Source organism: Arthrobacter sp. MYb229 (assembly GCF_002975405.1).
Lineage (GTDB): Bacteria > Actinomycetota > Actinomycetes > Actinomycetales > Micrococcaceae > Glutamicibacter.
The window spans coordinates 24,983-51,522 of the sequence record NZ_PCPS01000010.1; the positions used below are offsets into that span (position 1 = coordinate 24,983).

Here is a 26,540-nt window from a genome sequence, read left to right on the forward strand (position 1 = left end):
ACCCTACTGCCTGCACCGGGACTTGTCAGGGATTAGGCCCCGGTATTGATCCGATCGTTTTCGCGCAGCACCATCTGGTAGAACTCGCTGGTGCCATCGGCCAGCAGCTGTTGGGGGGAACCGGTTTCGACCACCCGCCCCTCGCGCAGCACCAGCACCTCGCTGGCCTCTTGCACGATGGAAAGGCGGTGGCTGATCATCAGCACCCCCATCCCGTATCCGCGGCGCTCATTTATCGCCTTCAGCACCAGTGCTTCGCTCGCGGCATCCAGTGCGCTGGTCGATTCGTCCATAACCAGCAGCGCCGGGTGCCGCAGCAGGGCGCGCGCCAGGGCCAAGCGCTGGCGCTGGCCGCCGGAAAGCCTGGTGGAACGATCCGCCAGCCGGGTGTCCAGGCCCTGCGGCTGCTGCTCCAGCCATTCGCCCAGGCCCAGCTCCTCAAGCACCGCGCGGAGCTCCTCGTCGCTAGTTCCGGTGGTGCCCAAGAGCAGATTTTCGCGGACCGTGCCGCGGACCATCACCGCCTCCTGGGAGACCACCACGATGCGCGAACGCAGCGCCTGGAGCGGTAGCGCATCCAGGGCCGCCCCGCCAAAGCTGAGCCTTCCGCCGGCCGGCAGCGCCCGGACCAGCGCGGCGGCGATGGAGGATTTCCCGGAGCCCGAGGCGCCCACCAGCGCCACCAGTTCCCCGGGCTCCACCGTGAAGTCCACCTGCTGCACCACTTCGCGCTGCCCGTGCCGCACGGTGAGGTCTTGGACGTTCAGCGTCCCGGTATCCGGCAGGTCCCCCGCCTCGCTCGGCTCGGCCACGGCCGGTGGCGCGCTGGCGGTGGCGAACAATCGGCGAGCGCTCGCCAGGGAGTCCTGCAGCCCCAGCACGAACCCGTCCACGGCGCGCACCGGCTCGAAGGAAGGGACCGCGATCACCACCAGGATGATCGTGGCCGCCGTGCCTTGGGCGGAATCGGTGAGCAGCAGGGCCAACGCGCTGCCCCAGATGACGATCTGGCTCAGCGCCGCGCGCAGCCCGGTCACCCAGCTGGCCCGGTGGGCTTCCCGGGTATCCGCCGCTCCGGCCTCATCCATGCGCTTGAGCATGCGCCCACCGGCGCCGAAGGCGTGGAGCACTTCGATGCCCGCCAGGGATTCGATGATGATCCGGTTCTGGCTGCCGCGCACCTGTGCGGCGCTGCCAGCCGCCTGGCGCAGCGCGCCGACCCCGAGCAGCGGCAGCAGCAGTCCGACCAGCAGATAGCCGCCGGCGAGGATCAGCGTCGCGGTGCCGCCAAAGACCTGGTAGACGCAGCCCAGCACCGCGCCGCTGACCAGCAGCGCTGCCGCGGCCGGCGGCAGGGTATGCGCGAAGAATACCTCCACCTTGTCGATATCGCGGGTGGCCTTGGCCAGCATGGATCCGGAATTCTTGCTGGCCGCCGCGAAGGGCGCCTGCCGCTGGTAGGCCTCGTACATGGTTGAACGCAGCCTGGCCAGGGCCAGGAAGGCGACCTTGTGGCCCACATACTGTTCGGCATAGCGCAGCCCTCCCTTGCACAGGCCGGCGAGGATAATCGCCGCCACCAGCAGGCCGAAGGGAAGCCGCGGCAGCCCGGCGGGCAGCTGAAGGCCGATGGCCGCCACCAGCCCCAGCCCGGCAAAGAGATAGATGGCCAAGGCGACCAGTCGGGTGAGGCAGGCGAGCAGGCAGGCAAGCAGCACCGGCGGCAGCAGGTCCCGGGTTTGGGCGATCAGCCACCGGGCGCTGGCGAGGCTGCTTGGCTGCTGGCCGTGCGGTTTCATCATTTCGCCCCGTTCCCGCGTTGGCTGCCCAGCGCTGCGACGCGCTGGCCGAAATTCTCCATCGCCGTTCTCAGGTACCCCTCGGTGCCCAGCAGTTCCTCCCGGGACCCGGCTTGCACGATCCGCCCCCGATCCAGGACCAGCACCTGGTCGTAGTCGGCGAGCAGCCCCAAGCGGTGGGTCACGGTGATGACCGTGAGCCCCGCCGCCACCTCGCGCAGGGTGTCCAGCACCTCGGCTTCGGTCTGCACATCCAGCGAGCTGGTCGGCTCGTCGAGCAGCAGGATGGGCCGCTCGGCCAGCAGCGCGCGGGCGATGGCCAGGCGTTGGGCCTGGCCCCCGGAGAGCGTTGCGCCGCCCTCGCCAAGCACCGTGTCCAGCCCCGCTTCCTGCTGCGCGAACCACGGCGCCAACCCGGCGCGGCGCAGCATCGCGCGCAGCTTTTCGTCGCTGGCCTGCGGCGCGGCAAGCAGCAGGTTCTCGCGCAGGCTGATCCCGAAGAGCGTTGTGCCCTGTTCCACCACCGCCGTATTCGAGCGCAGCGTGGCCGGGCCCAAAGCCTGGTGCCCGTCGTGGATGATTCCGGCGGTGGTCTCCAGCTGCCCCTGCAGCACGCGCAGCAAGGTGGTTTTGCCGCTGCCCGAGGCCCCGATCACCGCGGTCTTCGAGCCGGCGGGGAAACTGAAGTTCAGCTGCTCCAGCGCCGCGGGGTGCCCCTCGTATCCGGCCCCGAGGTCCAGCAGCTGCAAGGCGTCGGCGCGCAGGTCGACGCGCAGCGGATTCGCCGCCGCACGGTGCCGCTCGGTGTCCATGAAGCTCTCAATTTTCTGCTCGGCCGCCTTGCCGGTCATCCCGATGTAGAAGAAGCTGCCCACGTAGTTCACCGGGGCGAGCATCAGGAAGCTGAGCAGCACCAGGGCGGCCCCCTCCCCGGGGGTGATCGCCAGGCTGCCCACCCGCCACCAGGCAAGCAGCGCGGCGGTGGCCAGCAGCAGCACCGCGAAGCTCGCGTCGATCACCAGCAGCACCAGCTGGTTCCGCGCCAGCAGCTTCATCACCTGCTGGCGCACCCTTTCGCTGGCCACCGCGATGCGCTGCCCCATCCAGGATGCCCCGCCGTTGAGCTTGAGCATGGTCAGCGCCCGCAACCCGTCGAGGAAGGTGGCCGAGAGCAGCCCTTGGGCCCGGCGGTATTCCCCCGATGAGCCGCGGAAGAGCCTTTGGAAGCCGATGACCAGCACCGGGACCAGCATGGTGGGCAGCAGCAGCATCAGGGCGCTGAGCGGATCGATGAAAAACACGATGCCGAGCAGCACCAGCACCGGGGTGGCCACCGCGCAGATGGCCGGACCCATGAAGCTGGTGCGGAAGCGCACCGAGCGATCGACCGCGTCCATGGCGGCATCGACCAGTTCGCCCTCGCCGAGCCGGCGCACCGCCAACGGGCCGATGGCCAAATAGTGGCGTACCAGCTGGTGGCGCTGCAGCGCTCCGAGCTTGCGCCCGGAGCGGGCGATGAGCACCGGGGTAAGCAGCGCCGCGGCGGCCACCAGCAGCAGTTCGTACCCCACCGCCACATACCAGCCGACGTCCAAGGGCTGATCCGCGCGCAGCGAATCGATGGCGCGCCCGATGAGCACCGCCAGCCCGATGGCACCGATGGCCGAGAGCAACCCGAGGCAGACCACCGCCGCGGTGGATGCCGAAAAAATTCCAAAGACCCTACGCACCCCTCCATCCTAAGTCGAAAGCCCGGCGTCATAGGTTGGCAACCGGCGCCCGCGCGGGGGAAACTAGACAAATGACTGCTCTGCAAACGGCCAGCCGGCCGCATTCGGTGACCCTTCGCTTCCTCGCAGCGCCCACGGATGTGGGGATCACCGGAACGGTGGCCGCCGGCACCGTGCTCGAATGGGTGGACAAGGCCGCCTACGCCGCGGCGGTGGGCTGGTCCGCCAGCTACTGCGTGACCGCCTACGTGGGAAATATCCACTTCGCGGACCCGATCCATTCCGGGGACCTGGTGGAGGTCACCGCCTCGGTGGTCTACACCGGCACCAGCTCCATGCATATCCGCACCGAGGTGTCCTTCTCCGATCCGCGCGAGCTGCGCCCGGTCACCTCCTCCACCTGCCTGGTGATCTTCGTGGCGGTGGATGAGCGGGGCAAACCGACCGAAGTGCCCTCCTTCACCCCGGGCACCCCGCGCGAGCTGCAGCTGCGGCAGAATGCGTTGGCGCGCATCGAGATCCGCGAACGCATCGTCGAGTCGATGAACGACCAGTCCTATACCGACGCCGGCACCGCGCCGCGGGTGACCCTGCGCTTCCTCGCCGCGCCCACCGACGTGAACTGGGGCGGCAAGGTGCACGGCGGCATCGTGATGAAGTGGATCGACGAGGCGGCCGCCCTGTGCGCCAGCCGCTACGCCGGGCGGGACACCGTCGCGGTGTTCTCCGGCGGCGTGCGCTTCTACCGCCCGCTACTCATCGGCCATCTGGTCGAGGTCGAGGCCCGGCTGGTCTATACCGGCTCCAAGGGCATGCACATCGCGGTGCACGTGCGCTCCGGGGATCCGAAAACCAACCAGATGGAGCTGACCACCTACTGCCTGACCGTGCTGGTCGCCCGCGACGACACCGGCACGGCGGTGCCGGTGCCAACCTGGGTGCCGGTCAGCGCGGAGGACTCCCGGCTCTGGGAGCACGCCCGCGAACTGCTTGAGATCCGCGCCAACGCGCCCGGCGGCTACACCCCCACGCATCTGAGCGACCCGCAGGCCAGCGCGGAGGCCACTCGATGAGCGCCCGCCCGTTTGTGAAGATCTGCGGCCTGGCCACGGAGCATGACGTGGCGATCGCGCTGGAGCACGGGGCGGACGCGCTGGGCTTCGTGCTGACCGCCTCGCCGCGTCAGGTCTCCCCGGAACTGGCGGCAGCACTCGCCGCGCAAGTCCCCAGCAAGGTGGCCACCGTGGCGGTGTTCCGCGATGAGGACACCGCAACGGCCATCGCGCGCACCTCCGCCGCCGGGCTCGGCTGGATCCAGCTGCACGGGGAACGGCGCCGCGCAGAGGTGCAAGCGGTGCGCGCGGCCGGATTCCGGGTGATCCGCGCGGTGCGCATGGACGCGCAGCCCGAGGCATTCGAGGACTGGGGAGAGGACTTCTTGCTGATCGACGCCGCGGTCCCCGGCAGCGGGGAAAGCTGGGACTACGCAAAGGTGCGCACCCTCGCGGCCGGGCGCAACTGGCTGGTGGCCGGCGGCTTGTCCGCGGAGAATGTGGCCGCGGCACTCGCCGAGTCCGCGGCCAGCGGCGCGGATGTCTCCTCCGGGGTCGAGTCCGCTCGCGGAGTCAAGGACCCGGAGCTGATCGCCCGGTTCCTGGACGCCGCGCGCCGCGGCGCCTAGCCGATCCAGGAGTGCGGAGCGGGCTTGCGCGCGCCGGGCAGGGCGCTTTCGGCACGCCAGCGGGCGACCCATTCGGGGAGCACGCGGTCTTCGGGCATGCTCAGCCCGAGCGCGGCAAGGATCCGCTCGTTGGGCACCGGCCCGGTTTTCGAGGTCATGCGCGTGGCGATATAGCCGCGGGCATAGATTTCGCCGGCCACCACGATGCGCTGCTCGAAGTAGATGCAGCGCTCATCCATGCCCAGCACCCGGGTCTCCTGGGTGAACTTCACCCCGAGCTTCACCGACTTCCTGAAGGTCATGGTTTCGGCCTGTACCACCGGGCTCCACTTGTTCTTGCGCAGCACCGCCCAGGCCCCGGAGCGGAACATCAGATCGAAGCGGCCCAGATCGAAGATCGAGAAGTACATGCCGTTGTTGATATGCCCGGCGAAGTCGATATCGGTCAGCGTCGCGCGCATGGACAGGGTTCCGGAGTCGAGCATGGACAGCCTCGGGGCTTTTTTGCCTTGGAGCAGCATCAGCAGGATGCGAAAAATCATGTGCATGAGATCACATTACCGCTTAGTAACTTATGTGGCCAAGCCCGCCGCCGCCCACCGCGACAAATGGCGTAATCCCCAAGGCGCATTCACCCGGGCCCGGTCGGCGGGTAAAGTCCAGTGCGGAAGAGCCCTCGCATCCGCAACGAATGCACCGAACAGGAAGAACTATGCACCGCCTTTCGCAGCTGCTGCACCGCCAGGTCCCCTCGCTGCCGCCGGCCGACTGGGAACGCGCGGCACCGTCGGCAACCGCGTTGCGCCGCGACATCGCGGTGGCGCTGGGCTTCTACCTGCTGGCGCTGCTCATGCTGGAACTGGTGCTCTCGCTGACCGAGACGGGCAAGAGCGCCGAGCGCCCGCTGGCCTTCGCCTTGCTTGCGGCCCTGATCCTGCCGCTGATGTTCCGCCGCCGCTGGCCGATCACGATGATGCTCATCTCTTCGGCCGCCTTCCTGATCGGCAGCTCCCCCGCCACGGCCACCGTCGTCATGCAGTTCTGCGCCCAGCTGGCCTACTTCCTGGGCCTGTACACGGCCGTGGCTTGGGCCCGCAACCGCCGCGGGCTGTGGACCGCGATGGCCCTGGTGCTGCTGAGCATGGCGGTGTGGCTGGTCCTCTCCTTCTTCACCAGCGACCTGTATTCGGCCGCGAACCAGCTGCTGGTCGAAAACCCGATGGGCTCGATCCCCGAAGAGCTGGCCTTGCCGCTGTACAGCTTCCTGATCAACGTGCTCTTCTTCGGCGGGGCGATCTTCCTGGGGCTGACCAGCTGGTCGAATTCCTACGCCAAATCCCTGGTGCTCGTCCAGGCCGCGCGCATCGCCGCGCAGGCCGAAGAGCTCGCGGCGCGCGCGGTCAACGCCGAACGCCTGCGCATTGCCCGCGAGCTGCACGACGTCATCGCCCACCACATCGCCTCCGTCGGAGTCCAGGCCTCCGCCGCCCGGCTGGTCCAGGACCGCGATCCGGCCCAGGCCATCGAACTGATGCGCGGCATCGAGTCCTCAGCACGCAGCGCGGTGGCCGAAACTCGTTCGCTACTCGGCGTGCTGCGCGAGCAGTCCCCGCAGGATCCCGAGACCGGCAATTCCGCCGCCCGCGCCCCGGAGCCCTCGCTGGCGGCGCTGCCCGGGCTGCTAGAGCAGAACGCCGCGCACGGGCTGCACGTGCAGCTCTCCGAGGACGAGCACGCCCCGGGCTTCTTCGCCTCCTTGGCCCCCGGCCTCTCGCTGGCCCTCTACCGCATCTGCGGGGAGGCGCTGGCCAATGTGCGGCGCCACTCCACCGCCCGCGCCGCCACGCTCGCGCTGCGCTCCGGAACCGACGCGCAGGGATCCTGGGTGGAGGTGGAAGTCACCGACGAGGGAGCCCCCCGCCCGGACAGCGCCGGCAGCGGCTTCGGGCTGCGCGGCATCCGCGAACGCGCCGCGCTGCATCACGGGCTGGTGGAGATCGGCCCGCGCACCCCGCGCGGCTGGCGCACCCGCGCCCGGCTGCGCCTGCCCGGATCCCCCGAAGGGAACTAGGCTAAGCCCATGAGCCAAATTACCGTCGTGATCTGCGATGACCAGCCACTGATCCGCTCCTCGCTGAAGCTCATCCTGGAAACCGATCCGCAGCTGCTGGTCATCGGCACCGCCGCCAACGGCGCCGAAGCCGTGGAGCTGATCAGCACCCGCACCCCGGATGTCGCGCTGATGGACATCCAGATGCCCGCATTGGACGGCATCGCGGCCACCGCGCGGCTCGCGGGCACCGTGGACACCAAGATCATCGTGCTGACCACCTTCGACCGCGAGGACTACCTCTTCGACGCGCTCGATGCCGGGGCCAGCGGCTTCCTGCTGAAAAACGCCGAACCGGAATTGTTGCTCAACGCGGTCCACCAGATCCACGCCGGATACGCGCTGCTCTCCCCGGAGGCCACGCTCAAGCTCATCGCCCGCAAGACCAGCGCGCGCCCCGGCACCTCGGCACCGGGCGCAGAGAGCGCGGCGCTGCACGCGCTGACCGCCCGCGAACGCCAGGTGCTCACCGCGCTGGCCAGCGGCAAGAACAACCAGGAGATCGCCGCCCTGCTGGCCCTGTCCGAGGCGACAGTGAAAACCCACCTGTCGAATCTCTTGGCTAAGCTCCACCTGCGCGACCGCGTCCAGGCGGCCCTCTACGCCCACCGCGCCGGGCTCATCCAATAGTTTCATCCCCAAGCATCAGGCGGATCCGCCCCGGCCTTCCTAAGCTGGAAGGCAAGCGAAGAGATTCCCAAGCCAGAAAGACCGAGCATGCTCGAACTTCAGCAGATCACCCGGTCCTTTGCCGGAACCAAGGTCCTGGACGAGGTGAGCTTCACCGTGCCGCGCGGGGCGCTGACCGGCTTCGTCGGCGCCAACGGCGCCGGGAAGACCACCACCATGCGCATCATCATGGGACTGCTCAACGCCCACGGCGGCCGGCTCACCCTGGACGGGGCCGCCCTGGACGCGCCCACCCGCCCCAACTTCGGCTACATGCCGGAGGAACGCGGGCTGTATCCCAAGCAGCCGGTGATCGACCAGCTGATCTACCTCGGTCAGCTCCACGGGCTGGCCCGCGGCACCGCACGCACCCGCGCGATGGACCTGCTGGCCCGCTTCGGCCTGGCGGACCGGGCCAAATCCAGGCTGGAGGCCCTTTCGCTGGGCAACCAGCAGCGCGTGCAGGTGGCCGCCGCGCTGCTGCACGAACCCGACGTGCTGGTGCTCGACGAACCCTTCAGCGGGCTGGACCCGTTGGCGGTGGACGCGATGAGCTCCATCCTGCGCGACTACGCGGCCCGCGGCGTCCCGGTGCTCTTCTCCTCGCACCAGTTGGATCTGCTCGATACCCTGGTTGACCACCTGGTCATCATCCAGGAGGGCAAGATCCTGGCCAACGCCCCGGCCAGCGAGCTGCGCACCGCCCAAGCCAGCAGGCACCGCCTGGCCCTGGGCGCCGATGCCGGCTGGCTGCGCACCGAGCCGGGGGTCGAGGTGATCGACCTCTCCGGGGAGCACGCGCTGGTCAGCTTCGGGACGCCAGCGGACGGGCAACGCGTGCTGGCCCACGCGCTCTCCCGCGGCACGGTCACACAATTCGCCCTGCACCGCCCCGCGCTGGCGGATATCTACCGGGAGATCATCGCATGAACACCCTTGCCACCCCCGCCTGGCTGATCGTCACCCTGCGCGAAGTCGAAACGAAGCTGCGCGACAAGGCCTTCATCATCTCCACCCTGGTCACGCTGTTGCTGATCATCGGTTCGATCGCCGTTACCGGATTTCTCGCCACACGCACCACGCAGTTTTCGGTGGCGGCCACCGATCAGGCCAGTCTCACCGTCCTCAACCAAGCGGCCTCGGACGCCGAAGACCAGCTGAAAATCAACGTCGAACAGCTACCGGCCGATGATGCCACCGCGCAACTTGATGTTGGGGAGCTTGATGCCACGCTGAGCCAGGGCCCAGCAAATAAATTTACGCTCACCGGATCCGATGAAGTCCCGGACAAACTCCATGGGGCGCTGCGCGAAGCCACCGAGAAGGTGTTGACCGCGCGACTGCTCACTTCGGCCGGGCTGAACGCAGATCAGCTACCGGGCGACGGTGCACTAACGGTCACCCAAATGCATGGGGACGCCGAACGTGCCTCCATGATCAAGGCTATGGCGTTCCTCTTCTCCTTCTTGTTCTATATGTCAGCACTCATCTTCGGCATGCCGATAGCCAACTCGGTGATCGAAGAAAAACAAAACCGGGTAGTGGAGATCCTCGCCGGCGCGATCAATCTGCGTCAGCTGCTTGCGGGCAAAATCTTGGGTAACGTGATTCTCGCGCTGGCCCAGCTGCTGCTCTTCCTCTCCGTGGGCCTGTTCGCCGCCTATCTATCACCAGTTCAGATCCCGTTCCTTGGAGTCGTCTCGCAAGTAGCCGGCTGGTTTGTGGCCTTCTTCCTCGTCGGGTTCCTGGTCCTCGCCGGAATCTGGGCGACGCTGGGAGCACTAGCCAGCCGTACCGAAGACCTCCAACAATCCTCTGGGCCGGTAGTCGGTGTGTTGATGGCGGTGCTGTTCATCGGAATCTACGCCAAGGACGGATTTTTGGTCATCGCCTCCTATGTGCCAATTGTTTCCTCCGTCGCGATGCCAATCCGCCTGCTCGGCGGTGAAGTCTCACTGGTTGAACCGCTCATCTCACTGGCCCTTACGCTGGCTACCTGCTGGTTCACTATCTTGTTCGCCGAACGGATCTACCGCCGTGCGGTGATGCACACCGGCGGGGCGCTGACCCTGCGCAAGGCGCTCAAACTGGAACTCTAAACCGCCAATATAGCCAGTACACAGCCGCGCTGACTACACTTGATTCGGTGACCGAGAACAAACCCCGCATGCAGCTTTCAGCCCTGTCCATCTTCATCTGGTTCGCGGTGATCCTCGGACTGGCCGGCAACACCGCGCTAGCCATGACCCATCTGGTCTTAGGTTCGAACGCCTTGGTAGTAGTCAGCCTCTGGGTGCTGCGCTGCCTGGTACTAGCCACTTTTTGGTTGTTGCCAATCACCCGTGCGGCAAAAATCTTCGGCATCGGAATCATCATGCTTAGCTTCCTGCTCGATCTGCTGCTCAAGCTCCCGGTGCTGGGCAGCGTGGAATACGGCGACTGGTTCTTCGTCTCCGCGCTCGATCTGACCGGCGCCTACACCGGCTACTTCCACACCTTGGGCCTGATCCTTCCGCTGGTGGCCCTCACCGGCTGGTTCATCCTGCGCCCGCGCGGTGCCGCCGGCTGGATCGTGGGCCTGGCCAGCGGGCTCGGCTTTGGCTTCCTGGCGCTGGCCGCCGCGCAGGCCCCCGAGGGATCGCTGCCCCTCTTCGTGCTGGCCACGCTCGCCCGCTATATCCTTCCCGCGCTGCTCTCCGTGGCCGCCGATGCGCTGGCCGCGCGCTACCGGGGCCAGTTATCCGCAAAATCCTGAGCACCCGCCCCGGCCGACAAGCTCAACGCGCTGCACCCGCTGTTTGAACTCTCGGCCAATTCCGGCGGCAGCGGAGAACTGCCGGTTTGCGCCCGCGTCTGGCTGGACGGCGGCGAAACGAGACTGGCAATTCTGGCATTATCCTGCCTCAACCGTCACCCGACGATCGAGCTTGGCCGGATCGAAGCGACCGTCCAGGACGGGCTGCTCTGGACGGTCCTGCCCCACTGTCTGGATCCGGGTCAAGTACCGCGGAGTAACTGCAGCTGGAGCCCTTTGGCCTCCACCTGAAATTTAACCTTCTACAAATACGGGCGAATCATTCAACTCGGCTCGATTGCTGAATTCAAGGACCCGTTCGAGTTCGGCGGCAATTCCAAAGGTCGATGATTCGTCCCAGGTTTGCCCCACTACCTGCAAGCCCACGGGAACGTTGTTGGCGCCGATTCCGCACGGAATGCTAAGAACTGGGCGCTGATTAGCGACATTGAAAGGGCTAGTCATATGCCCTTCCCAATAGTGAGCCAGAGACCGATCGCCAATTTGTAACCCATCGAGATAGTTGCCATCAGCAAGCAGCCAGTCCATCGCGTTAGTTGGACATATCAATACATCTACCTCCGCAGTCGCAGCTGCCAATTGGGCGTTCACTAGCACATCCATCTGTAATGATTCGATCAGTGAAACCGTTCTTGCCTGCTCCAGAGAATCCCTGATGAACTGGTCGGTGTATGCCGCCCTTGGTTCGGTGGAGTTTCCAATTATTTCAGCCATTGCCGGGGCGAGAATCTGTCCAAAATGAGCAAAGATTGTCTTTCTGATTTGCTCCGTCGACCAAGGAATCTTAATTTCTGAAATTTTGGCACCGGACGCACGAAATAGGTTGACTGCATCTGTGAAGCATCGTGCTACGTCCGCTGATACAGGGTAATCCCCCAGATCAAGACTTACCCCGATATGCACTTGATCGAGTGGCTTTCTCTCGCCAAGCAATTCCTTTCCTGGAGCACCCCACGAATTCGCATCCGACGAATGTTTGCCACTTATAACAGATGACATGAGCGCGACATCCTCGACGGTGCGTCCCATCGGACCATCGCCACGGTACCAATCGACGGCTAAGAACCCAGCCCCCGGTACTCGACCGTATGGCGCCTTGTAACCCACAGTTCCGGTAAAGGCAGCGGGTATGCGCGTAGATCCTGCGATATCAGAAGCCGTCGCCAACGTCGTGAACCCCGCTGCCAAGGCTGCGCCTGCACCGCCGGAGGATCCACCGGGCGACATCCGCAAGTTCCAAGGATTTCGCGTCGTTCCCCACATCGGCGAATGTGTGACAGTTGCACAACTGAATTCTGGGCTCGTCGTACGCGCATGAATGATCGCTCCCGCGGCACGCAGTCGTGCGACAACGGGATGATCCACCCCAGCCGAAGTGCCGCGCTGGGCCATCAGCCCCTGAGTATGTGCTTTCCCTGCCAAGGCGTGTTTTTCTTTGGTCGCTACCGTGATGCCAAGGAGAGTAGGAAGACTACGCTTACTGCTGTGTCGATTCCTTGCATACCTATCGCTGGCCGCTCGTGCGGATTCTCGTGCTTCATTCTGCATGACTTCGGTGAAGGCATTGACTCCTATCTCTTCACCGTAGTTGAAGGAATCAACCCTACTAAGTTGCGCTTCTAGGACTTCGCTTGGCGAGGTATGCCCCTCGACAAATGCCTGCTTCTGTTCGACCGCTGACAGAAATGCCAAATCTGCGTAATTCACGAAATCCGCCCCACCGAGTCAGAAACGAGATCCGAGTGCTGGCAATCTGGATCCAACGCTCCGAATATCATCTGCCAGGCAGTCTCGGCGAGGACGTTCAAGCCGGTGGACATGTCTTCGTCTGTAGAAAATTCTCGTTCGCAATGGCTGACGCCATCGATGGAAGGAATGAACATCATCACCGTCGGCACGATCTTGTTCATCGCAACTGAATCATGCCCTGCCATGGTACGGATCCGGCGAACGCTCTGGCCAAGATTTGCCGAAACCTTTTCCACCAATTGCAAACCGGATTCTGGATAATACTGGATTCCGCGCACGTCGAAATCGTTGACGTTAATCTTGATGTCATGCTCCCTAGCGATCTCCGCGATTTCTCCGACAAGGAGACGCCGTGCTTCGAGAACTAAGTCTTTATCCACCGCGCGCAAATCGGCGACCAAATGCACACGTCGAGCGACCACGATGGGCGAATTGGGCTCGAGCGTCATACGACCCACTGAGGAGACGATATTCCCCTCGCTAAAGCGCTCGACGACGTCATGCACCTTCAAGATCACTTTGCTTGCGGCAACCAATGCGTCATGGCGATCAGCCATGGCGGTAGCCCCGGTGTGGGACTGTTCGCCTAGCACTTCGACATCCAGTTTTTGCGTATGCCACGAATAGTCCACGGCACCGATGGATACTGATTCCCGTTCCAGAACCCGACCCTGCTCGATATGGATTTCCGCGTATCCCGCGACGTTGGGGCGAGGGTCCTTGCCCAGATATCCAATTGCTTCGAGAGCCCGGGCAACGCTGATGCCTTGCAAATCGGTAACCTTCAGCATTTCTTCCTCGTCCATGGACCCCACAAATACCGAAGAACCCATGATAGATGGTGCAAAACGACCACCTTCTTCATTGAACCAGTTCACAACGCCTAAATTGAACTGCGGCAATTCGCCCTCTATTCGTTGCCGCTCCACAATCTGTTGGGCGGCGTGCAACCCGGCAATGACGCCATAGGCGCCGTCAAAGCGTCCACCCAAAGGTTGGGAATCCAGATGTGAGCCCAGCAGAATGTAGGGCGCACCTGGGTTGAATTCGATCAGCGCGAACATGTTCCCGATCCCATCTACGCGCAATTCCCACCCCTTTTCGGCGGTGAACGCGGCAAACCAGTCTCGGCTCAATTTGTCCTCCGGCGTTGCAGCTTGACGGTCAACGCCTAAGCTAGCAGTAGCGCCGAATGTAGCGACATGGTGAAAATCGGTCAGGAACTCGTGATGCATTATTCGTACCTTTCAAAATTGAATCGGCATTCGTCTAGCTAGTTGGTTAGGGGCGTTTCCGGTTTGCTGAACAGTGGGTGTGTTTCCGGTACCGGGGTAAACAGCAACAGGCAAAGCACTATCAGTGCCCCTGCGGCCATATAGACACCTGGCATCATTGAGACTCCAGTCATCGAAACAAGCCACGTTCCGATGAAGGGGGCCGTCCCGCCGAATAGCGCATACGCGACGTTGTAGCTGATTGCAGAGGAGGTAAATCTAGTTTTGGTGGTGAAAATTTCAACGAAGAACGTGTAGCAGCCGCCTCCGTAGATGCACATTGGGATCACAAAGAGCAGTTGGCCAGCTATCGCCAAGGACAAAGATCCACTCGTGACGAGCCAGAAGCAGGGAACGCTAAGAAGCAGCAAAGAAGCAGAGCCGACAATGAGCATCGGTTTTCGGCCAAATTTGTCGCCCAACATGCCACCGAGAGGTAGCAACAGGGCATAACAAGCCATCGCGACGGCGTTGGCAAGCAACGACATTTCCAGACTGAGGTTTCCAGAAACTTGCACATAGGATACGAAATACCCGGAGAGGAAGTAGAAGCCCATCGCGGTCAGCGCCATCACGAAGACTACCTGCAGCATGCGTAGTTTGTTCTCGGCGAACGTTTGGCGCAGCGGACTATATTCCTTGTGCTCATTCTTCGCCAGAACGGCTTTAAATTCTTCCGATTCCTCCGTCTTTGCGCGAATCCAAAGCCCAAAGAGCGCCAACGGCAGTGCGAGCAAGAAAGGAATTCGCCAACCATAAGATTGGAAGTTCGCTGGATCCATCGTCGTTGATAACACGAGTATCAACGTGCCGCCTATAACGGAGGGAAGCGCTGTGGCGGCGAGGGTGATGTTTAGCCAAAACCCGCGCCGGTTGATCGGAGCGTGTTCGAAGACGAAGGCAGGAGCGCCTACGGACTCGCCGCCAGCGGAAAATCCTTGAACCAACCGACACAACACCAGCAGCGCTGGAGCTAGCGCGCCGATCTGCGCGTAAGTAGGCAACAAGCCAATCCCGAAGGTGGCCAATCCGATAGTCATCAGAGTCACGAACAAGACTTTGCGCCGACCGATCTTGTCACCTAATGCTCCGAAGAACAATCCACCCAGCGGTCGAACGAAGAAGGCGACTCCGAATGTTGCGAAGGTGGCCAACAGCCCTGCGAGTGGGCTCTGGGATGGGAAGAACAAAGCAGACAAGGTGACCGCGGACAGCCCATACAGCGTGAAATCGTAGAATTCGATGAATTGGCCAATGCTTCCTCCGGCGAGCACACGCCTCTTCATCTTTTGTTGTTGCCGTTGATCTATGGCATCCGTAGTTGTCGGGGTGCTGCTACTCACTGTCACGATGCTGCCTTCTTTCGTTACAGGGACCAGCGGTGAATATTGCTGGTGGTGTTTGGGAAGGAGCGAGCTTCGATGCTCGGTCTCTTAGTTATCAAGAATGTGTGACGTGAGCGACATTATCCAACGCAAAAGATTAGTTACCCTGATCGGAAAAATTGATCAGAAGTGAGGTTACGCGCTCATATTTCGTGCACTAAAGTCGGCGAAGGCCCGAGCTTTGCGGCTGACCGGCAAATCCTTGGGGTAAACAACCACCATTGCGATGGGCAATACTGGGTCGGCGATTTCGATCGGAACTACCGACCGACCGGTGTATGTCTTATCGTGGGACAATTTCCGATTCAATATCGAGTATCCAAGACCCATGGCCACATACGAACGCACAGTTTCATAGCCCGAAACCCAATGGCCAATATTGGGTTCAAGACCCAGGCTCGAAAATAGTCGAAGGAAATACTCGCGAGAGTGTTCTTGATCGAGTAGTACCATCGGCTCTTCGACGACTTGCGCCAGATGCACCGGTTGTCGTTCAACCGCCAGATGGTGCTCTTCACTGACGATCAAGTGCGCGCCGAGCTGATCAACCGGTTCCATTGAGAACTCTGTCCCGACACCTAAGTCATACATTAATGCAATCTCGCACTCACCATGGCGTAGGGCATCAAGAATTCTTTGCTGGTCACCTTCGACGAAATATATGGTGATTCCAGGGTGCATCAAACTGAATTCCTTTAGCAGTTTTGGTGCAATGAATGGTGCCAACGGCGCAAAGAGCCCAACGCGCAAGATTCCGGATAAACGCTGGCTTTCTCCACTAATGGAGGCATAAAGGCCATCGGCATCTTCGAGTAGCATGCGCGACCCGGCGACCATCCGCTTGCCGTCCTGGGTTAAACGCAGAGCACGGTTCGGTAGCCGTTGAAAGAGTTGGACTCCAAGGTCGCGTTCAAGTTGGCTCAAGGAAGCCGACAAAGTTGATTGGGTAACATTAAGCTCCGCGGCTGCCGCACGCATATTTTCCAATCGCGCGATTTCCATGAAGTACCGCAATTGGATGAGTGTAAAAGTACGCGCCATGGGTGAAATCTTATCCCTGCCCAGAGCCCCGGACGCTTGTCGTCTTCATTAAGACTTCACCGCCGAGAAGATCAGTACGCATGAGAGTCGAGTATCGCAACGTACATGACGCACGCGGTCCGGCTTCAACTGGTTCGCAAGGCTCCTGAGTCCGAATGATTCGACGGATGAGATGTAGAAGGGCTCGATGAATGCCGCATTTTAATTAGTTGCTTGTTACTTGCACGTATAAGGTCCTCGACCTCGTAGTGCCAGTGGCTTATTGGCAGAGTCTACAAAAAGGCCCATGACCCACCCGGCACCTAGCGCAGCCAGCAACGGACCTTGAGTTCCCGACATCCGCGGCTCAGCATTTTGGCTTGAGACTGCCTGCTGGCCAGTGGCGGCATCAATTTCAGTCCGAATAGCGCCAGATTACCTAGCTAGCGAGGAGCAATTACCAAGCTCATCGACCAGTTGTTCGCGTCATAGCAATCGGGTCGCAGCCCTTTGCGTCGGGAGGAAGTTCCGGAAGAAGTAGCCCGATATTCCAAGCTCTGCACAATTCGATAGATTGAAATACCGCGGAGTTCGGGGTCGCTGCCTTTCTCACCGCCATCGGCACGGCAAGTTCGAATGGGACCGGCAGCCCCCTCGTGCTGCGCACCGGGGGCCGCGTACAAGCCTGCGGCAGTTGCCCGCGGCCAGCATCAAAATCGCTCGCGCGGGGGATGCAGTTCCCCCGCGCGGGTGAAGCGCTCGGCAGCGGCTCGGAGAAGAATCGGACTATGAGCACATACACACTCCCCCGATTGCTGCTGGCGGCCACCGCCGCATCGTTTTTCGCCTCGGTCCTCGGCGCGGCCTGGCTGCTGCACCCGGCCGACTCATTTTTTCATGCGAAGCAGACCGCCACCCTCATCGCGGCGCTGACCTCCGGCGACACCGCTACGCGGGTCTTCCTGATCACCGCCCTGGGCGCGCTGGCCGCCGGTGCCGCGTCACTCTGCGGCGCACTGGGCCGTCGGGGCACGATGGCCTGCGCGGCGCTGCTGACCCTGGTGCTGGGTGCGGGTTTCGGCAGCAGCGCGACGCTGACCAGTGCCGGTTACCTGCTCGCGCTGTGCATGCCGTTGCTGCTCGTCGGGCTGCTTGTCCAGGTGATTCGCCGCTACCCCGCGGCCCGCTGGACGTTTGGCGTGCCGGCGCTTGTGCTCCTGGCCGGTGCGGCGGTGCTGGGCCGCGAGGCGCTGGGCAACCTGGCCACCACCTTCGTGGCGCAGCTGGCCGGCCAGGGCGCGAACTTGTTCGGACCGTTGCTGCTGCTGCTGCTCGCGCTCCTATGGGCCGCAGTGACCATCCGCTGTGCCCGGGGCACCGAATTCGTCGCCCGGGCCACCAGCTGGGTCACCCGGCACCGGCGCGTGTTCACCATCATCGCCGCCTGCGGGCCGCTGCCCTACGCATTGGCCCGGCTGACCTGGTTCACCCCCTGGCCGATATTCGGCGGGGACGCGGCGGCCGACCCCGCGACCCGCATCTGGGGCATCACGCTATCCTCCGGCGCGTGGCTCGGCGCGGTGCTGACCGTGGGTTTGCTCCGCCCCTGGGGCGAGAACTTCCCGCGCTGGGTGCCCTGGCTGGCCGGACGTCCCGTACCCGTCATGGCCGCGGCACTGCCGGCCGGGGCGGTTGCCGCGATGCTCTGCTTCACCGCGGTTCCGCTGCTGGTGCAGGCGGCAGCGTCCGAGAGAAGCTTTCTCATGGCTCTGGTGTTCCCCTGCTGGCTCTGGGGACCGGCGCTGGCGCTGGCCGCCTGGGGCTACGTCGGGCACCGCCGGATCACCGGCCCCTCGGGGATTATCCGGACTCCGGCCCCTAGCCCGCACAGCGGCTCATAGGCAAGGATAGAGCCATGACCACCGTATCCCGATTGCTCCGGCAGTTCGCCTGGTTGATGTCCGGCGCCGCAATCGCCACGGCAACGATCATGGTGGTCATGGTCCTGGTGTACACGGTCGCCGAAGCACCGGCCAGCCAGGGGGCAATGCAGCCGCGGCTGCTCGGTGCGATCGCCGCCGGGTCGATTCTGCTCGGCGCGGCCCTGGGCTTGGTGCCCGGTGTTCGCGAGGTGGAGGTCAGCGCAGCGCGAACCATGCTCTCCAGCCGCCAGGAGCTGGTCGCGCCGCTGACAGTGCGCCCCGCACACCGGATCCAGACGGTCCTCTGGGTCTTGTTCCACCTGGCGGGCGGCCTCTTCGTGGCCAGCTGCCTGTTGATCGTTCTGCCGCTGGCCGGCTCGGCGGCCTTCGACCTGTTGACCGCTCGCCCCCTGCCGCTGGGGCTCGCTGCTCCGTCGGCCGGACCCGGCCGATGGCTCGGAGCCATGCTGGCGGCGCTGATCGCGTTGGCCGCGCTGCTGTCCTGGTGGCCGCTCGGGCTGCTCGCCGCCCGGCTGGTCGGCAGATTCCTCGGACCCACCACCCATGACCGCCTCCAGCTGGCCCTGGTCCGGGCCGATAGGGAGGCCGAGCACAACCGCATCGCCCGAGAGCTGCACGATGGCATCGGGCATGCGCTGAGCATCGTCGGCATTCAAGCGGCCGCCGGCCGCCGGCTGGCACGGCGCGACCCGGAGATGGCGGCGGAGCGATTCGACACCATCGAATCCACGGCCCGTTCGGCCATGGCCGAGCTCGATGCGATGCTGGCCGTGCTTCGGGGCGGTGCCGCGGCGCCCTCCCACACCGACCTCGGAAGCCTGGTCGAGACTCACCGGCGCAACGGCATGGAGCTCCGGGCGGCCATCGAGCTGCCCGAGGATCTCCCCGAGATGCTCGGCCAGCAGCTGGCCGGCATCGTGGCCGAGCTGCTGAGCAACGCGCGGCGCCACGGCGCCGGCGGGGAGGTTCGGCTGCTGGTTCGGCATACCGGCAAATCCCTGGAGCTGCGTGTCGAGAACGCACCGGGAGCCGGAGGCGGCCGCCCCGGCGGTGGGCGGGGTCTGCTCGGGGTGCGCGAACGGGTGGCGATCTGCGGCGGCACCGCGGACATCGGGCTGCACGAGAATCGCTGGACGGCACGCATCGAGTTGCCGCTGCTGAGGAAAGGACACGGTTCATGAACGCTGGCGCGACCCCGCCCGGCGCGCACGGCGTGCGCGTACTGCTCGTTGACGACGAACCTCTGGTGCGCCAGGGGTTCCGGCTGATCATGGAGTCCGAGGAGGACCTGGAGATCGTCGGGGAGGCCTCGGACGGCGCGCAGGCCGTGGATCTGGTGCGGCGCTCGAATCCCGATGTGGTGTGCCTGGACGTGCGGATGCCCGATGTTGATGGCATTCGCGCCACCGAGCTGATCCTGGCGTTGCCCGATCCGCCGAAGGTGCTGGTGGTGACCACCTTCGAGCACGACGACTACGTGCGCGGGGCACTGGCGGCCGGGGCTTCGGGATTCCTGCTCAAGCGCGCCACCGCCGAAGAGCTGGTGCAGGCGGTGCGCACCGTCGCCCACGGATCCAGCCTGCTTTTTCCCGAGGCCGTCCGCGAATTGCTCCGGCCCCGGGCCCGGAGCACGGACTACACCGGGCCCCCGCTCACCACGCGTGAGAGCCAGATGCTTGCCCGCATCGCCCGGGGCATGACCAACGCGGAGATCGCAGCGGATTTGGTGCTCGGAATTGAAACGGTGCGGTCCCATGTTTCCTCGCTGCTGGCCAAGACCGGCTCACGCGATCGGACCCAGGTCACCGTGCTGGCGTACCGGACCGGTTTGGTCGAGCCCTGATATTCTGCCGCGCCGCACTTCGTGCGCCAACGGCACAGGCCGGCCCGCTCCCCGGAAGGAAAGCGGACCGGCCTGAGTGCTGCGCGCCGAGCTCTAGCGGACTAGATCAGCCCGTCGCTGAGGTGGTTCGGCGTACCGAACCGGTGCGCGGTGATCGATACCGCCTGCTCGTGCAGGAACGGCAGCAACTCCACTCGTCCGGCACCGGTGACCGGCGAGGCGTAGATCGCCACATCGGGCTTGCCGTCGGTGGCCTCGGCAACGGCCTTGGCCGAACCGCCGATCAAGCGGATGCGCGAGGCCGCGGTCGGCCCCTCTTTCGCGGCCAGGCGCGCGGCCCGGGCGGCGAACGCCTCTGCATCTTCGCGGACCACCGTCACCGAGTGCTCGGCGAACAGGTTGCGCACCCCGCGTGGCAGGTCCGCATCCGCGGAGAAGATCACCCGGGAACCGGCGGTCACCCCGGCGGCCACCACGCGCAAGGCCTCGGTGATGCCGTGCCCGCTGGAGGCGGCTTCGAAGCGCACGGTGACATCCACCGGCTTGTAGCGGAAGATATTGCGCTCGGCGGCCAGTCCCGAACGGTCCTTGGCCGCGTTGAACTCCTGGTGCCACCACAGCTTGTCGCTGCCCAGCGCACCGCGCAACCAGTCGGCGTCTTCGCCCGATAGCTCCGCGGCGTTCAGCAGCCGCTCGTCGAAGGCCGACAAGGTGGCCGTTTCGGTCACCGGTGCATCGCGCCAGCTGCCCATGCCGACCAGGTAGTTCGGGCCGCCGGCCTTGGTGCCCGCGCCGATCGCCGAGCGCTTCCAGCCGCCGAAGGGCTGGCGCTGCACGATGGCACCGGTGATGCCGCGGTTCACGTAGATGTTGCCGGCCTGGATGTTCTCCAGCCAGTAGGCCATCTCCTCCGAATCCAGCGAGTGCAGCCCGGAGGTGAGCCCGAAGTCGATGTCGTTGACTATTTCGACCGCTTCTTCAAGGCTCTGCGCGGTCATCACGCCCAGGATCGGACCGAAGTACTCGGTCTGGTGGTATTCGCTGCCGCGCTGCACCCCGTAGCGCACGCCCGGGGAGTAGAGCTTGCCCGACTCGTCGAGCTGCTTCGGCTCGATGGCCCAGCGCTCCCCTTCGCCCAGGGTGGTCAAGCCGCGCGCGAGCTTCTCCCCCGGCACGTCGATCAGCGGTCCCATCTGGGATTCCGGGTTCCACGGGTAGCCGACGGTCAGCGATTTCACCGCGTCGATCAGCTGGCTGTTGAAGCGGCGCGATTCGGCCACCGAGCCGACCAGCACCACCAGCGAGGCGGCCGAGCACTTCTGCCCGGCGTGCCCGAAGGCCGAGGCCACCACATCGCGGGCGGCCAAGTCCAGGTCCGCATGCGGGGTGACGATGACCGCGTTCTTCCCCGAGGTTTCGGCCAGCAAGGGCAGATCCTTGCGGAAGGAGCGGAACAGCTGCGCGGTCTCGTAGCCGCCGGTGAGGATCAGGCGGTCAACGCGCTCGTCGGAAACCAGCTGCGTGCCGAGCTTCCGCTCGCCGGCGAAGACCAGCTGCAAGACGTCCTGGGGCACTCCCGCATCCCACAGGGTCTGCACCATCACCGAGCCGATGCGTGCGGCCAGCGTGGCCGGCTTGATGATCACCGCGGACCCGGCGGCCAGCGCCGACATGGTAGACCCGGCGGGGATCGCCATCGGGAAGTTCCACGGCGGGGTGACCACGGTCAGCTTCGAGGGCACAAAGCTTGCCCCGTCGACGTTTTCCAGATCCAGGCCGCGCTGCGCGTAGTAGTGGGCGAAGTCGATCGCCTCGGAGATCTCCACGTCGCCCTGGTCGATGTTCTTCCCGCATTCGGAGCCGAGCACCTCCAGCAGCATCGCGCGGCGCTCTTCGAAGAGCAGCCCGGCACGGTGCAGGATCTCCGCGCGGCCGGCCGCGCCGAGCGCCTGCCAGCTGGCCGAGGCGCCCACGCCCATGGCGATGGCCTCATCCATTTGCGCGGTCGAGGACAGGGTATGGGCGGCGACCAGGTCCTTGCCGAGGTTCGAATCGCGCATTTTGGACAGGATCTCCCGGCCCCAGGCGCGGTTGGCGCCCAGGTTCGGGTCGGTGTCCGGGGTGTTGAAGAATTCGGTGGTTCCATCGGCGAATCCGGCCACCACCTCGGTCAGCGAGGCGTCGGGCAGCTGGCGGTTCTGCACGCGGTACGTTGCGGGCACCACGTCGGTCAGGTTTTCCAGCGAGGCGAGGAAGCGGTTGGTCTCACGCTCGAACAATTCCTCGTTCTGCTCCAGTTCGAAGACCGCGGACATGAAGTTTTCCTGGCTGGCGCCTTCTTCGAGGCGGCGGATCAGGTAGGCGATGGCCACGTCGAATTCGGCCGGGTGCACCACCGGGGTGTAGAGCAATAGCTCGCCCACGTCGCGGCGCACCGCTTCGGCCTGGCCGGTAGCCATGCCCAGCAGCATCTCGAACTCGATGCCGTGCTGCACGCCGCGGGCCTTGGCCAGCAGCCAGCCCAGCGCCACGTCGAAGAGGTTGTGCCCGGCGATGCCGATGCGCACGTTCTGCACATGTTCCGGGCGCAGCGCGTATTCGAGCACCGACTTGTAGCTGGTGTCGGTGTCCTGCTTGGAGTGGCAGGTGGCCAGCGGCCAACCGTGGATATCGGCTTCCATGATTTCCATCGGCAGGTTCGCGCCCTTGACCACGCGCACCTTGATCGGCGCGCCGCCGGCGGCCACGCGCGCGGCGGAGAATTCCTGCAGCTCGATCATCGCGCCCAGGGCGTCGGGCAGGTAGGCCTGCAGCACGATTCCGGCCGAGAGGTCCTTGAACTCCGGCAGCGACAGGAGCTTGGTGAAGACCGCGATGGTCAGTTCCAGGTCCTTGAACTCTTCCATGTCCAGGTTGATGAACTTCTTCGCGCTCGCGTTGTTGGCCAGCTCGTAGAGCGGGCGCAGCTTGGCCACGATGTGCTCCACGGCCTCGTCGAAGGCCCAGTGGTTATGCGGGGCCACGGTGGAGGACACCTTGATCGAGACGTAGTTCACGTCGTCGCGGGCCAACAGCTTGGAGGTGCCCTCCAGCCGGCGGTTCGCTTCGCCCTCGCCGAGGATCGCCTCGCCGAGCAGGTTCACGTTCAGGTTCACGCCTTCGCGCTTGATCTTGGAGATCGCGCCGCCCAGCTTGCTATCCGAGGCGTCGATGATCAGGTGGCCGACCATTTCACGCAGCACCTTGCGGGCCACGGGCACGACGATTCCCGGCAGCAGCGGAGCCATGGTGCCGCCCAGGGCGACGGCCTTGCGCAGATACCACGGCAGGAAGGCCGGCACCATCGGGGCCAGCCGCTTCAGGTTGCTGGCCGCGACCTTTGGATCCTCGGGGCGGATCACGCCGTCGACGAATCCCACGGTGAAGTCCAGGCCCTTGGGATCTTTCAGTACTCCCGCGAGGCGCGCCGCAGAGGCGTCGACCGGGAATGTGGCGGCTTCGGTCAGCCAGTGGCGGACCAAGGCGATGGTCTCATCGGCAAGTTCTGTGGGGTGGGTCAGTGGCTTGCCTGTTGCGTCAACCGCCGGAGCGACGGTTCGCTGTGAGGTGATAGAGGATGACATATTTGCCGTTCCCTTCGATGCAGTTCGTCCTTATATTGATACACCGATCGCGAATTTCGTTGTGGCTGACGAGCTTACGGAATCACCGGATAGTTGGCCGCGAAAATGCTGTGTGCAAGATCGAGTATGACCCCAACTTTGATTAAGCAAAAGTGAACAAACCCGAAGAGCTTCGTTCGGGTTTGCTAATGTATAAATGGGTGCACGAAACGCCCGGGCATAACTTCACTTAACATCCGCGTGAATAGGATATGAATCAGTGCTTGAACTGCGACGATTACGTCTTTTAAGAGAACTAAGCATCCGGGGAACGATCGCCGAGGTTGCGGATGTGCTCCGCTACTCCCCGTCCTCGGTTTCGCAGCAGCTCAGCCAGCTCGAAGACGAAGCCGGCGTCGAGCTTTTGCGACGCAATGGACGCAAGCTCCAGCTGACTCCGCAGGCCCAGGTTCTCGTCGCCCATACCGAGGAATTGCTCGGCTCCATGGAACGCGCCGAAGCGGACCTGGCGGCGACCATGTCCAACGTCTCGGGCACCGTGCGCCTGGCGGTTTTCCAGACCGCGATGCTCGCCATCATGCCGTCGGTCTTGCGCAAGCTGCACTCCATGCATCCGCATCTGCGCGTGGAGATGACCCAGCACGAACCCGAGGAAGCGCTGCACGAAACCAGCGCCCGCAACTTCGATCTGGTGATCGCCGAACAGTATCAGGGGCACGCGGCACCGATCTTCGAAACCCTCGATCGCCGCCACCTCGCGCACGACCCGATCCGCCTGGCGCTTCCGCTGCCCGGCGGCGAGGGCAACGCCGAATTCGACCGGACCACTTCGCTGGCCGATGCCGCCTCCCTGCCGTGGGTGATGGAACCGCCGGGCGCGGCAAGCCGGCACTGGGCGGAGCAGTCATGCCGCATGGCCGGATTCGAGCCGGACGTACGTTACGAAACGGCCGATCTTCAGGCACATGTCACCCTGGTCGAGACCGGCACCGCGGTGGCACTGCTGCCGGATCTGGTGTGGACCCAGTTCGAGCGGCAACTGCGTTTCGTGGACCTGCACAACGCCCCGGTGCGCACCATTTTCACCGCGATGCGGCACTCTTCGGCCCGGTCCCCGGCGATCCAGGCGGTGCGCACGCTGGTGCACGAACAGCTGGCAATTCAACACGAAACCGCGGAACTCGATTCTGATTCTGCGCACTAGTTCGATACGGTCTTTTAAGTTACAAATCCATAACGAGCAGGGAAGGTAGCCAAGACAAATAGAAAAATAAGTGCAATAGTGGTGACTCGCACCACTAGATCCGCGGTTCGCCGGGCGATAACACGCGCCGGTGAACAAAAAACGGCAATGAGGAAAAATGTCTGACCAGACTTATCAGATCATCGCAATCGCTTTTTACATGGCCGTGATGCTTGGCATCGGCTATGTAGCTTTCAGGCGAACATCGAATATCGACGATTACATGCTCGCAGGCCGTGGCCTGAAGCCGTGGGTGGCAGCGCTATCCGCAGGTGCAAGTGACATGTCGGGCTGGCTGTTGATGGGCCTGCCCGGCGCCATCTACCTTGGCGGCCTGCACGAAGCCTGGATCGCCATCGGCCTGCTGATCGGTGCCTGGGCGAACTGGAAGTTCGTCGCCCCGCGTCTGCGTTCCTACACCGCCATCTCACAGAACGCGATCACCATTCCGAGCTTCTTCGAGAAGCGCCTGAAGGATCGCAAGCACCTGCTGCGCATCGCCTCGGCGGTCATCATTCTCGTGTTCTTCACCTTCTACGTGTCCTCGGGCATGGTCGCCGCCGGCAAGTTCTTCGAAGCTTCCTTCGGCTGGCCTTATTTGAACGGCATGATCTTCGTTGCCGTCATCACCTTGCTCTACACGCTGTTCGGCGGCTTCCTCGGAGCCTCGCTCACCGACGTGGCCCAGGGCCTGCTGATGTTCACCGCGCTGATCGCGGTGCCGATCGTCGCCGTCATCCAGATGGGCGACTTCGGCTCGCTGGCCTCGAAGATCACCGAGGTGAACCCGGAAGCCTTCAACCTGTTCTCCTCCTTCTCGGGCAGCAACTGGTTCCTCGCGGTCGTGGCGATTTTCTCCACCGCCGCCTGGGGACTGGGCTACTTCGGCCAGCCGCACATCATCGTGCGCTTCATGGCGCTGCGCAGCCCGGGCGAGGCCAAGACGGCACGCCGCATCGGCATCGGCTGGATGTTCCTGGCTTCGGCAGGCGCCATCGCCACCGCACTGGTGGGCGTCGCCTACTTCGCCGACGAACCGTTGACCGATGCCAGCAGCGAGACCGTGTTCCTGCTGCTCAGCCAGATCTTCTTCCACCCGCTGATCGCCGGCTTGGTGCTGGCGGCCGTACTGGCAGCCATCATGTCGACGATGTCCTCGCAGCTGATCGTCTGCTCCTCGGCGTTGGTCGAAGATCTCTACAACATCACCGGACGCAAGGCCTCGCCTAAGGCACTGGTGATGCTCGGACGCACCGGCGTGCTGATCGTGGCGGTGATCGCCACGCTGCTGGCGCTGAGCCCGAGTTCCTCGATCCTGGACCTGGTCTCCTTCGCCTGGGCCGGTTTCGGCGGCTCCTTCGGCCCGATCGTGCTGCTGGCCCTGTACTGGCGCAAGCTGACCGCTTTGGGCGGCTTCGCGGGTATGGTTTCCGGTGCCGCGGTCGTCTACATCTGGGGCAACATCGACGTGCTTGCCAGCAACATGTACGAGATCGTGCCGGGCTTCATCGTCTCGCTGGTTGTCGCGTGGCTTGTTTCGCGGGCGACCTTCAAGCCGAACGCGGAGATCGACGCGGAATTCACCGCCATGGAAGAAGAACTCGGCGCGAAGGTTACCGCCTAGCGCGCACCTCGCTCTTCTTCACGAAACCGGCG

Annotated in this window: 20 protein-coding genes; 12 read left to right on the forward strand and 8 right to left on the reverse strand. The window is 64.1% G+C overall.

Annotation, left to right across the window (positions count from 1 at the left end; genetic code table 11):
• Positions 1–32: 32 nt before the first annotated feature.
• Both CQ019_RS17430 and CQ019_RS17435 read right to left on the reverse strand, forming a co-directional pair.
• Positions 33–1,802, reverse strand: coding sequence for an amino acid ABC transporter ATP-binding/permease protein (locus CQ019_RS17430; RefSeq protein ID WP_105554514.1), 1,770 nt, complete (start codon positions 1,800–1,802; stop codon positions 33–35).
• Entirely contained in the window at positions 1,799–3,529 is a 1,731-nt protein-coding gene (locus tag CQ019_RS17435) for an ABC transporter ATP-binding protein/permease (RefSeq protein ID WP_105554513.1), read from the reverse strand. The genes CQ019_RS17430 and CQ019_RS17435 overlap by 4 nt, the downstream gene beginning before the upstream one ends.
• Before the next feature lie 71 nt (positions 3,530–3,600).
• On the opposite strand from CQ019_RS17435, the gene CQ019_RS17440 reads away from it, so the two are divergent.
• Both CQ019_RS17440 and CQ019_RS17445 read left to right on the forward strand, forming a co-directional pair.
• A complete protein-coding gene (locus CQ019_RS17440; protein ID WP_105554512.1) occupies positions 3,601–4,602 on the forward strand; it encodes an acyl-CoA thioesterase in 1,002 nt (333 codons plus the stop codon).
• On the forward strand, positions 4,599–5,210 hold the full coding sequence (locus tag CQ019_RS17445; protein ID WP_105554511.1) for a phosphoribosylanthranilate isomerase: 612 nt from the start codon (positions 4,599–4,601) through the stop codon (positions 5,208–5,210). Before CQ019_RS17440 ends, CQ019_RS17445 begins: the two co-directional genes overlap by 4 nt.
• On the opposite strand, the gene CQ019_RS17450 is transcribed toward CQ019_RS17445, so the two are convergent.
• A complete protein-coding gene (locus CQ019_RS17450; RefSeq protein ID WP_105554510.1) occupies positions 5,207–5,758 on the reverse strand; it encodes an acyl-CoA thioesterase in 552 nt (183 codons plus the stop codon). The genes CQ019_RS17445 and CQ019_RS17450 overlap by 4 nt on opposite strands.
• A 164-nt stretch (positions 5,759–5,922) precedes the next feature.
• Between CQ019_RS17450 and CQ019_RS17455 the strand changes: the two genes are divergently transcribed.
• From CQ019_RS17455 to CQ019_RS17475, 5 genes are all read left to right on the forward strand, one after another.
• On the forward strand, positions 5,923–7,281 hold the full coding sequence (locus CQ019_RS17455; protein WP_181148608.1) for a histidine kinase: 1,359 nt from the start codon (positions 5,923–5,925) through the stop codon (positions 7,279–7,281).
• A 9-nt stretch (positions 7,282–7,290) separates the two neighbouring features.
• On the forward strand, positions 7,291–7,950 hold the full coding sequence (locus CQ019_RS17460) for a response regulator transcription factor (RefSeq protein ID WP_096286730.1): 660 nt from the start codon (positions 7,291–7,293) through the stop codon (positions 7,948–7,950).
• 87 nt (positions 7,951–8,037) lie between these two features.
• Positions 8,038–8,919 (forward strand): ABC transporter ATP-binding protein, encoded by an 882-nt coding sequence (locus CQ019_RS17465; protein ID WP_105570260.1) that lies wholly within the window; start codon positions 8,038–8,040, stop codon positions 8,917–8,919.
• Complete coding sequence (locus tag CQ019_RS17470) at positions 8,916–10,088, forward strand: ABC transporter permease (RefSeq protein WP_096286726.1); 1,173 nt, start codon at positions 8,916–8,918, stop codon at positions 10,086–10,088. The genes CQ019_RS17465 and CQ019_RS17470 overlap by 4 nt, the downstream gene beginning before the upstream one ends.
• A 47-nt stretch (positions 10,089–10,135) precedes the next feature.
• A complete protein-coding gene (locus CQ019_RS17475) occupies positions 10,136–10,744 on the forward strand; it encodes a hypothetical protein (RefSeq protein WP_105570261.1) in 609 nt (202 codons plus the stop codon).
• Between the two features lie 294 nt (positions 10,745–11,038).
• Here the strand turns inward: CQ019_RS17475 and CQ019_RS17480 are convergent, their stop codons facing one another.
• From CQ019_RS17480 to CQ019_RS17495, 4 genes are all read right to left on the reverse strand, one after another.
• Positions 11,039–12,511 (reverse strand): amidase, encoded by a 1,473-nt coding sequence (locus tag CQ019_RS17480; protein WP_105554506.1) that lies wholly within the window; start codon positions 12,509–12,511, stop codon positions 11,039–11,041.
• Entirely contained in the window at positions 12,508–13,788 is a 1,281-nt protein-coding gene (locus tag CQ019_RS17485) for a M20 family metallo-hydrolase (RefSeq protein ID WP_105570262.1), read from the reverse strand. Before CQ019_RS17485 ends, CQ019_RS17480 begins: the two co-directional genes overlap by 4 nt.
• Before the next feature lie 38 nt (positions 13,789–13,826).
• The gene (locus tag CQ019_RS17490) at positions 13,827–15,170 is read right to left on the reverse strand and encodes an MFS transporter (RefSeq protein WP_258133755.1); all 1,344 of its coding nucleotides are present in this window, start codon (positions 15,168–15,170) and stop codon (positions 13,827–13,829) included.
• 177 nt (positions 15,171–15,347) lie between these two features.
• Entirely contained in the window at positions 15,348–16,253 is a 906-nt protein-coding gene (locus CQ019_RS17495; RefSeq protein WP_105554504.1) for a LysR family transcriptional regulator, read from the reverse strand.
• Between the two features lie 767 nt (positions 16,254–17,020).
• Here CQ019_RS17495 and CQ019_RS17500 point away from each other — a divergent pair.
• The 3 genes from CQ019_RS17500 to CQ019_RS17510 are packed head-to-tail and all read left to right on the forward strand — an operon-like array spanning position 17,021 to position 20,018.
• Positions 17,021–18,133, forward strand: a complete 1,113-nt coding sequence (locus CQ019_RS17500; RefSeq protein ID WP_146112512.1) for a hypothetical protein — start codon at positions 17,021–17,023, stop codon at positions 18,131–18,133.
• A gap of 14 nt (positions 18,134–18,147) precedes the next feature.
• Positions 18,148–19,356 carry a sensor histidine kinase gene (locus CQ019_RS17505; protein WP_105570263.1) on the forward strand — a complete coding sequence of 403 codons (1,209 nt, stop codon included), beginning with the start codon at positions 18,148–18,150 and terminating at the stop codon, positions 19,354–19,356.
• Positions 19,353–20,018 carry a response regulator transcription factor gene (locus CQ019_RS17510; RefSeq protein ID WP_105554501.1) on the forward strand — a complete coding sequence of 222 codons (666 nt, stop codon included), beginning with the start codon at positions 19,353–19,355 and terminating at the stop codon, positions 20,016–20,018. The genes CQ019_RS17505 and CQ019_RS17510 overlap by 4 nt, the downstream gene beginning before the upstream one ends.
• Before the next feature lie 101 nt (positions 20,019–20,119).
• On the opposite strand, the gene CQ019_RS17515 is transcribed toward CQ019_RS17510, so the two are convergent.
• Positions 20,120–23,641: a bifunctional proline dehydrogenase/L-glutamate gamma-semialdehyde dehydrogenase gene (locus CQ019_RS17515; RefSeq protein WP_105570264.1), complete on the reverse strand. Its 3,522-nt coding sequence runs from the start codon at positions 23,639–23,641 to the stop codon at positions 20,120–20,122.
• A gap of 259 nt (positions 23,642–23,900) precedes the next feature.
• Here CQ019_RS17515 and CQ019_RS17520 point away from each other — a divergent pair, with 259 nt between their 5' ends.
• Positions 23,901–24,845, forward strand: a complete 945-nt coding sequence (locus CQ019_RS17520; protein WP_105554499.1) for a LysR substrate-binding domain-containing protein — start codon at positions 23,901–23,903, stop codon at positions 24,843–24,845.
• 157 nt (positions 24,846–25,002) lie between these two features.
• Positions 25,003–26,508 (forward strand): sodium/proline symporter PutP, encoded by a 1,506-nt coding sequence (putP, locus tag CQ019_RS17525; RefSeq protein ID WP_105554498.1) that lies wholly within the window; start codon positions 25,003–25,005, stop codon positions 26,506–26,508.
• The last annotated feature ends 32 nt before the right edge of the window (positions 26,509–26,540 follow it).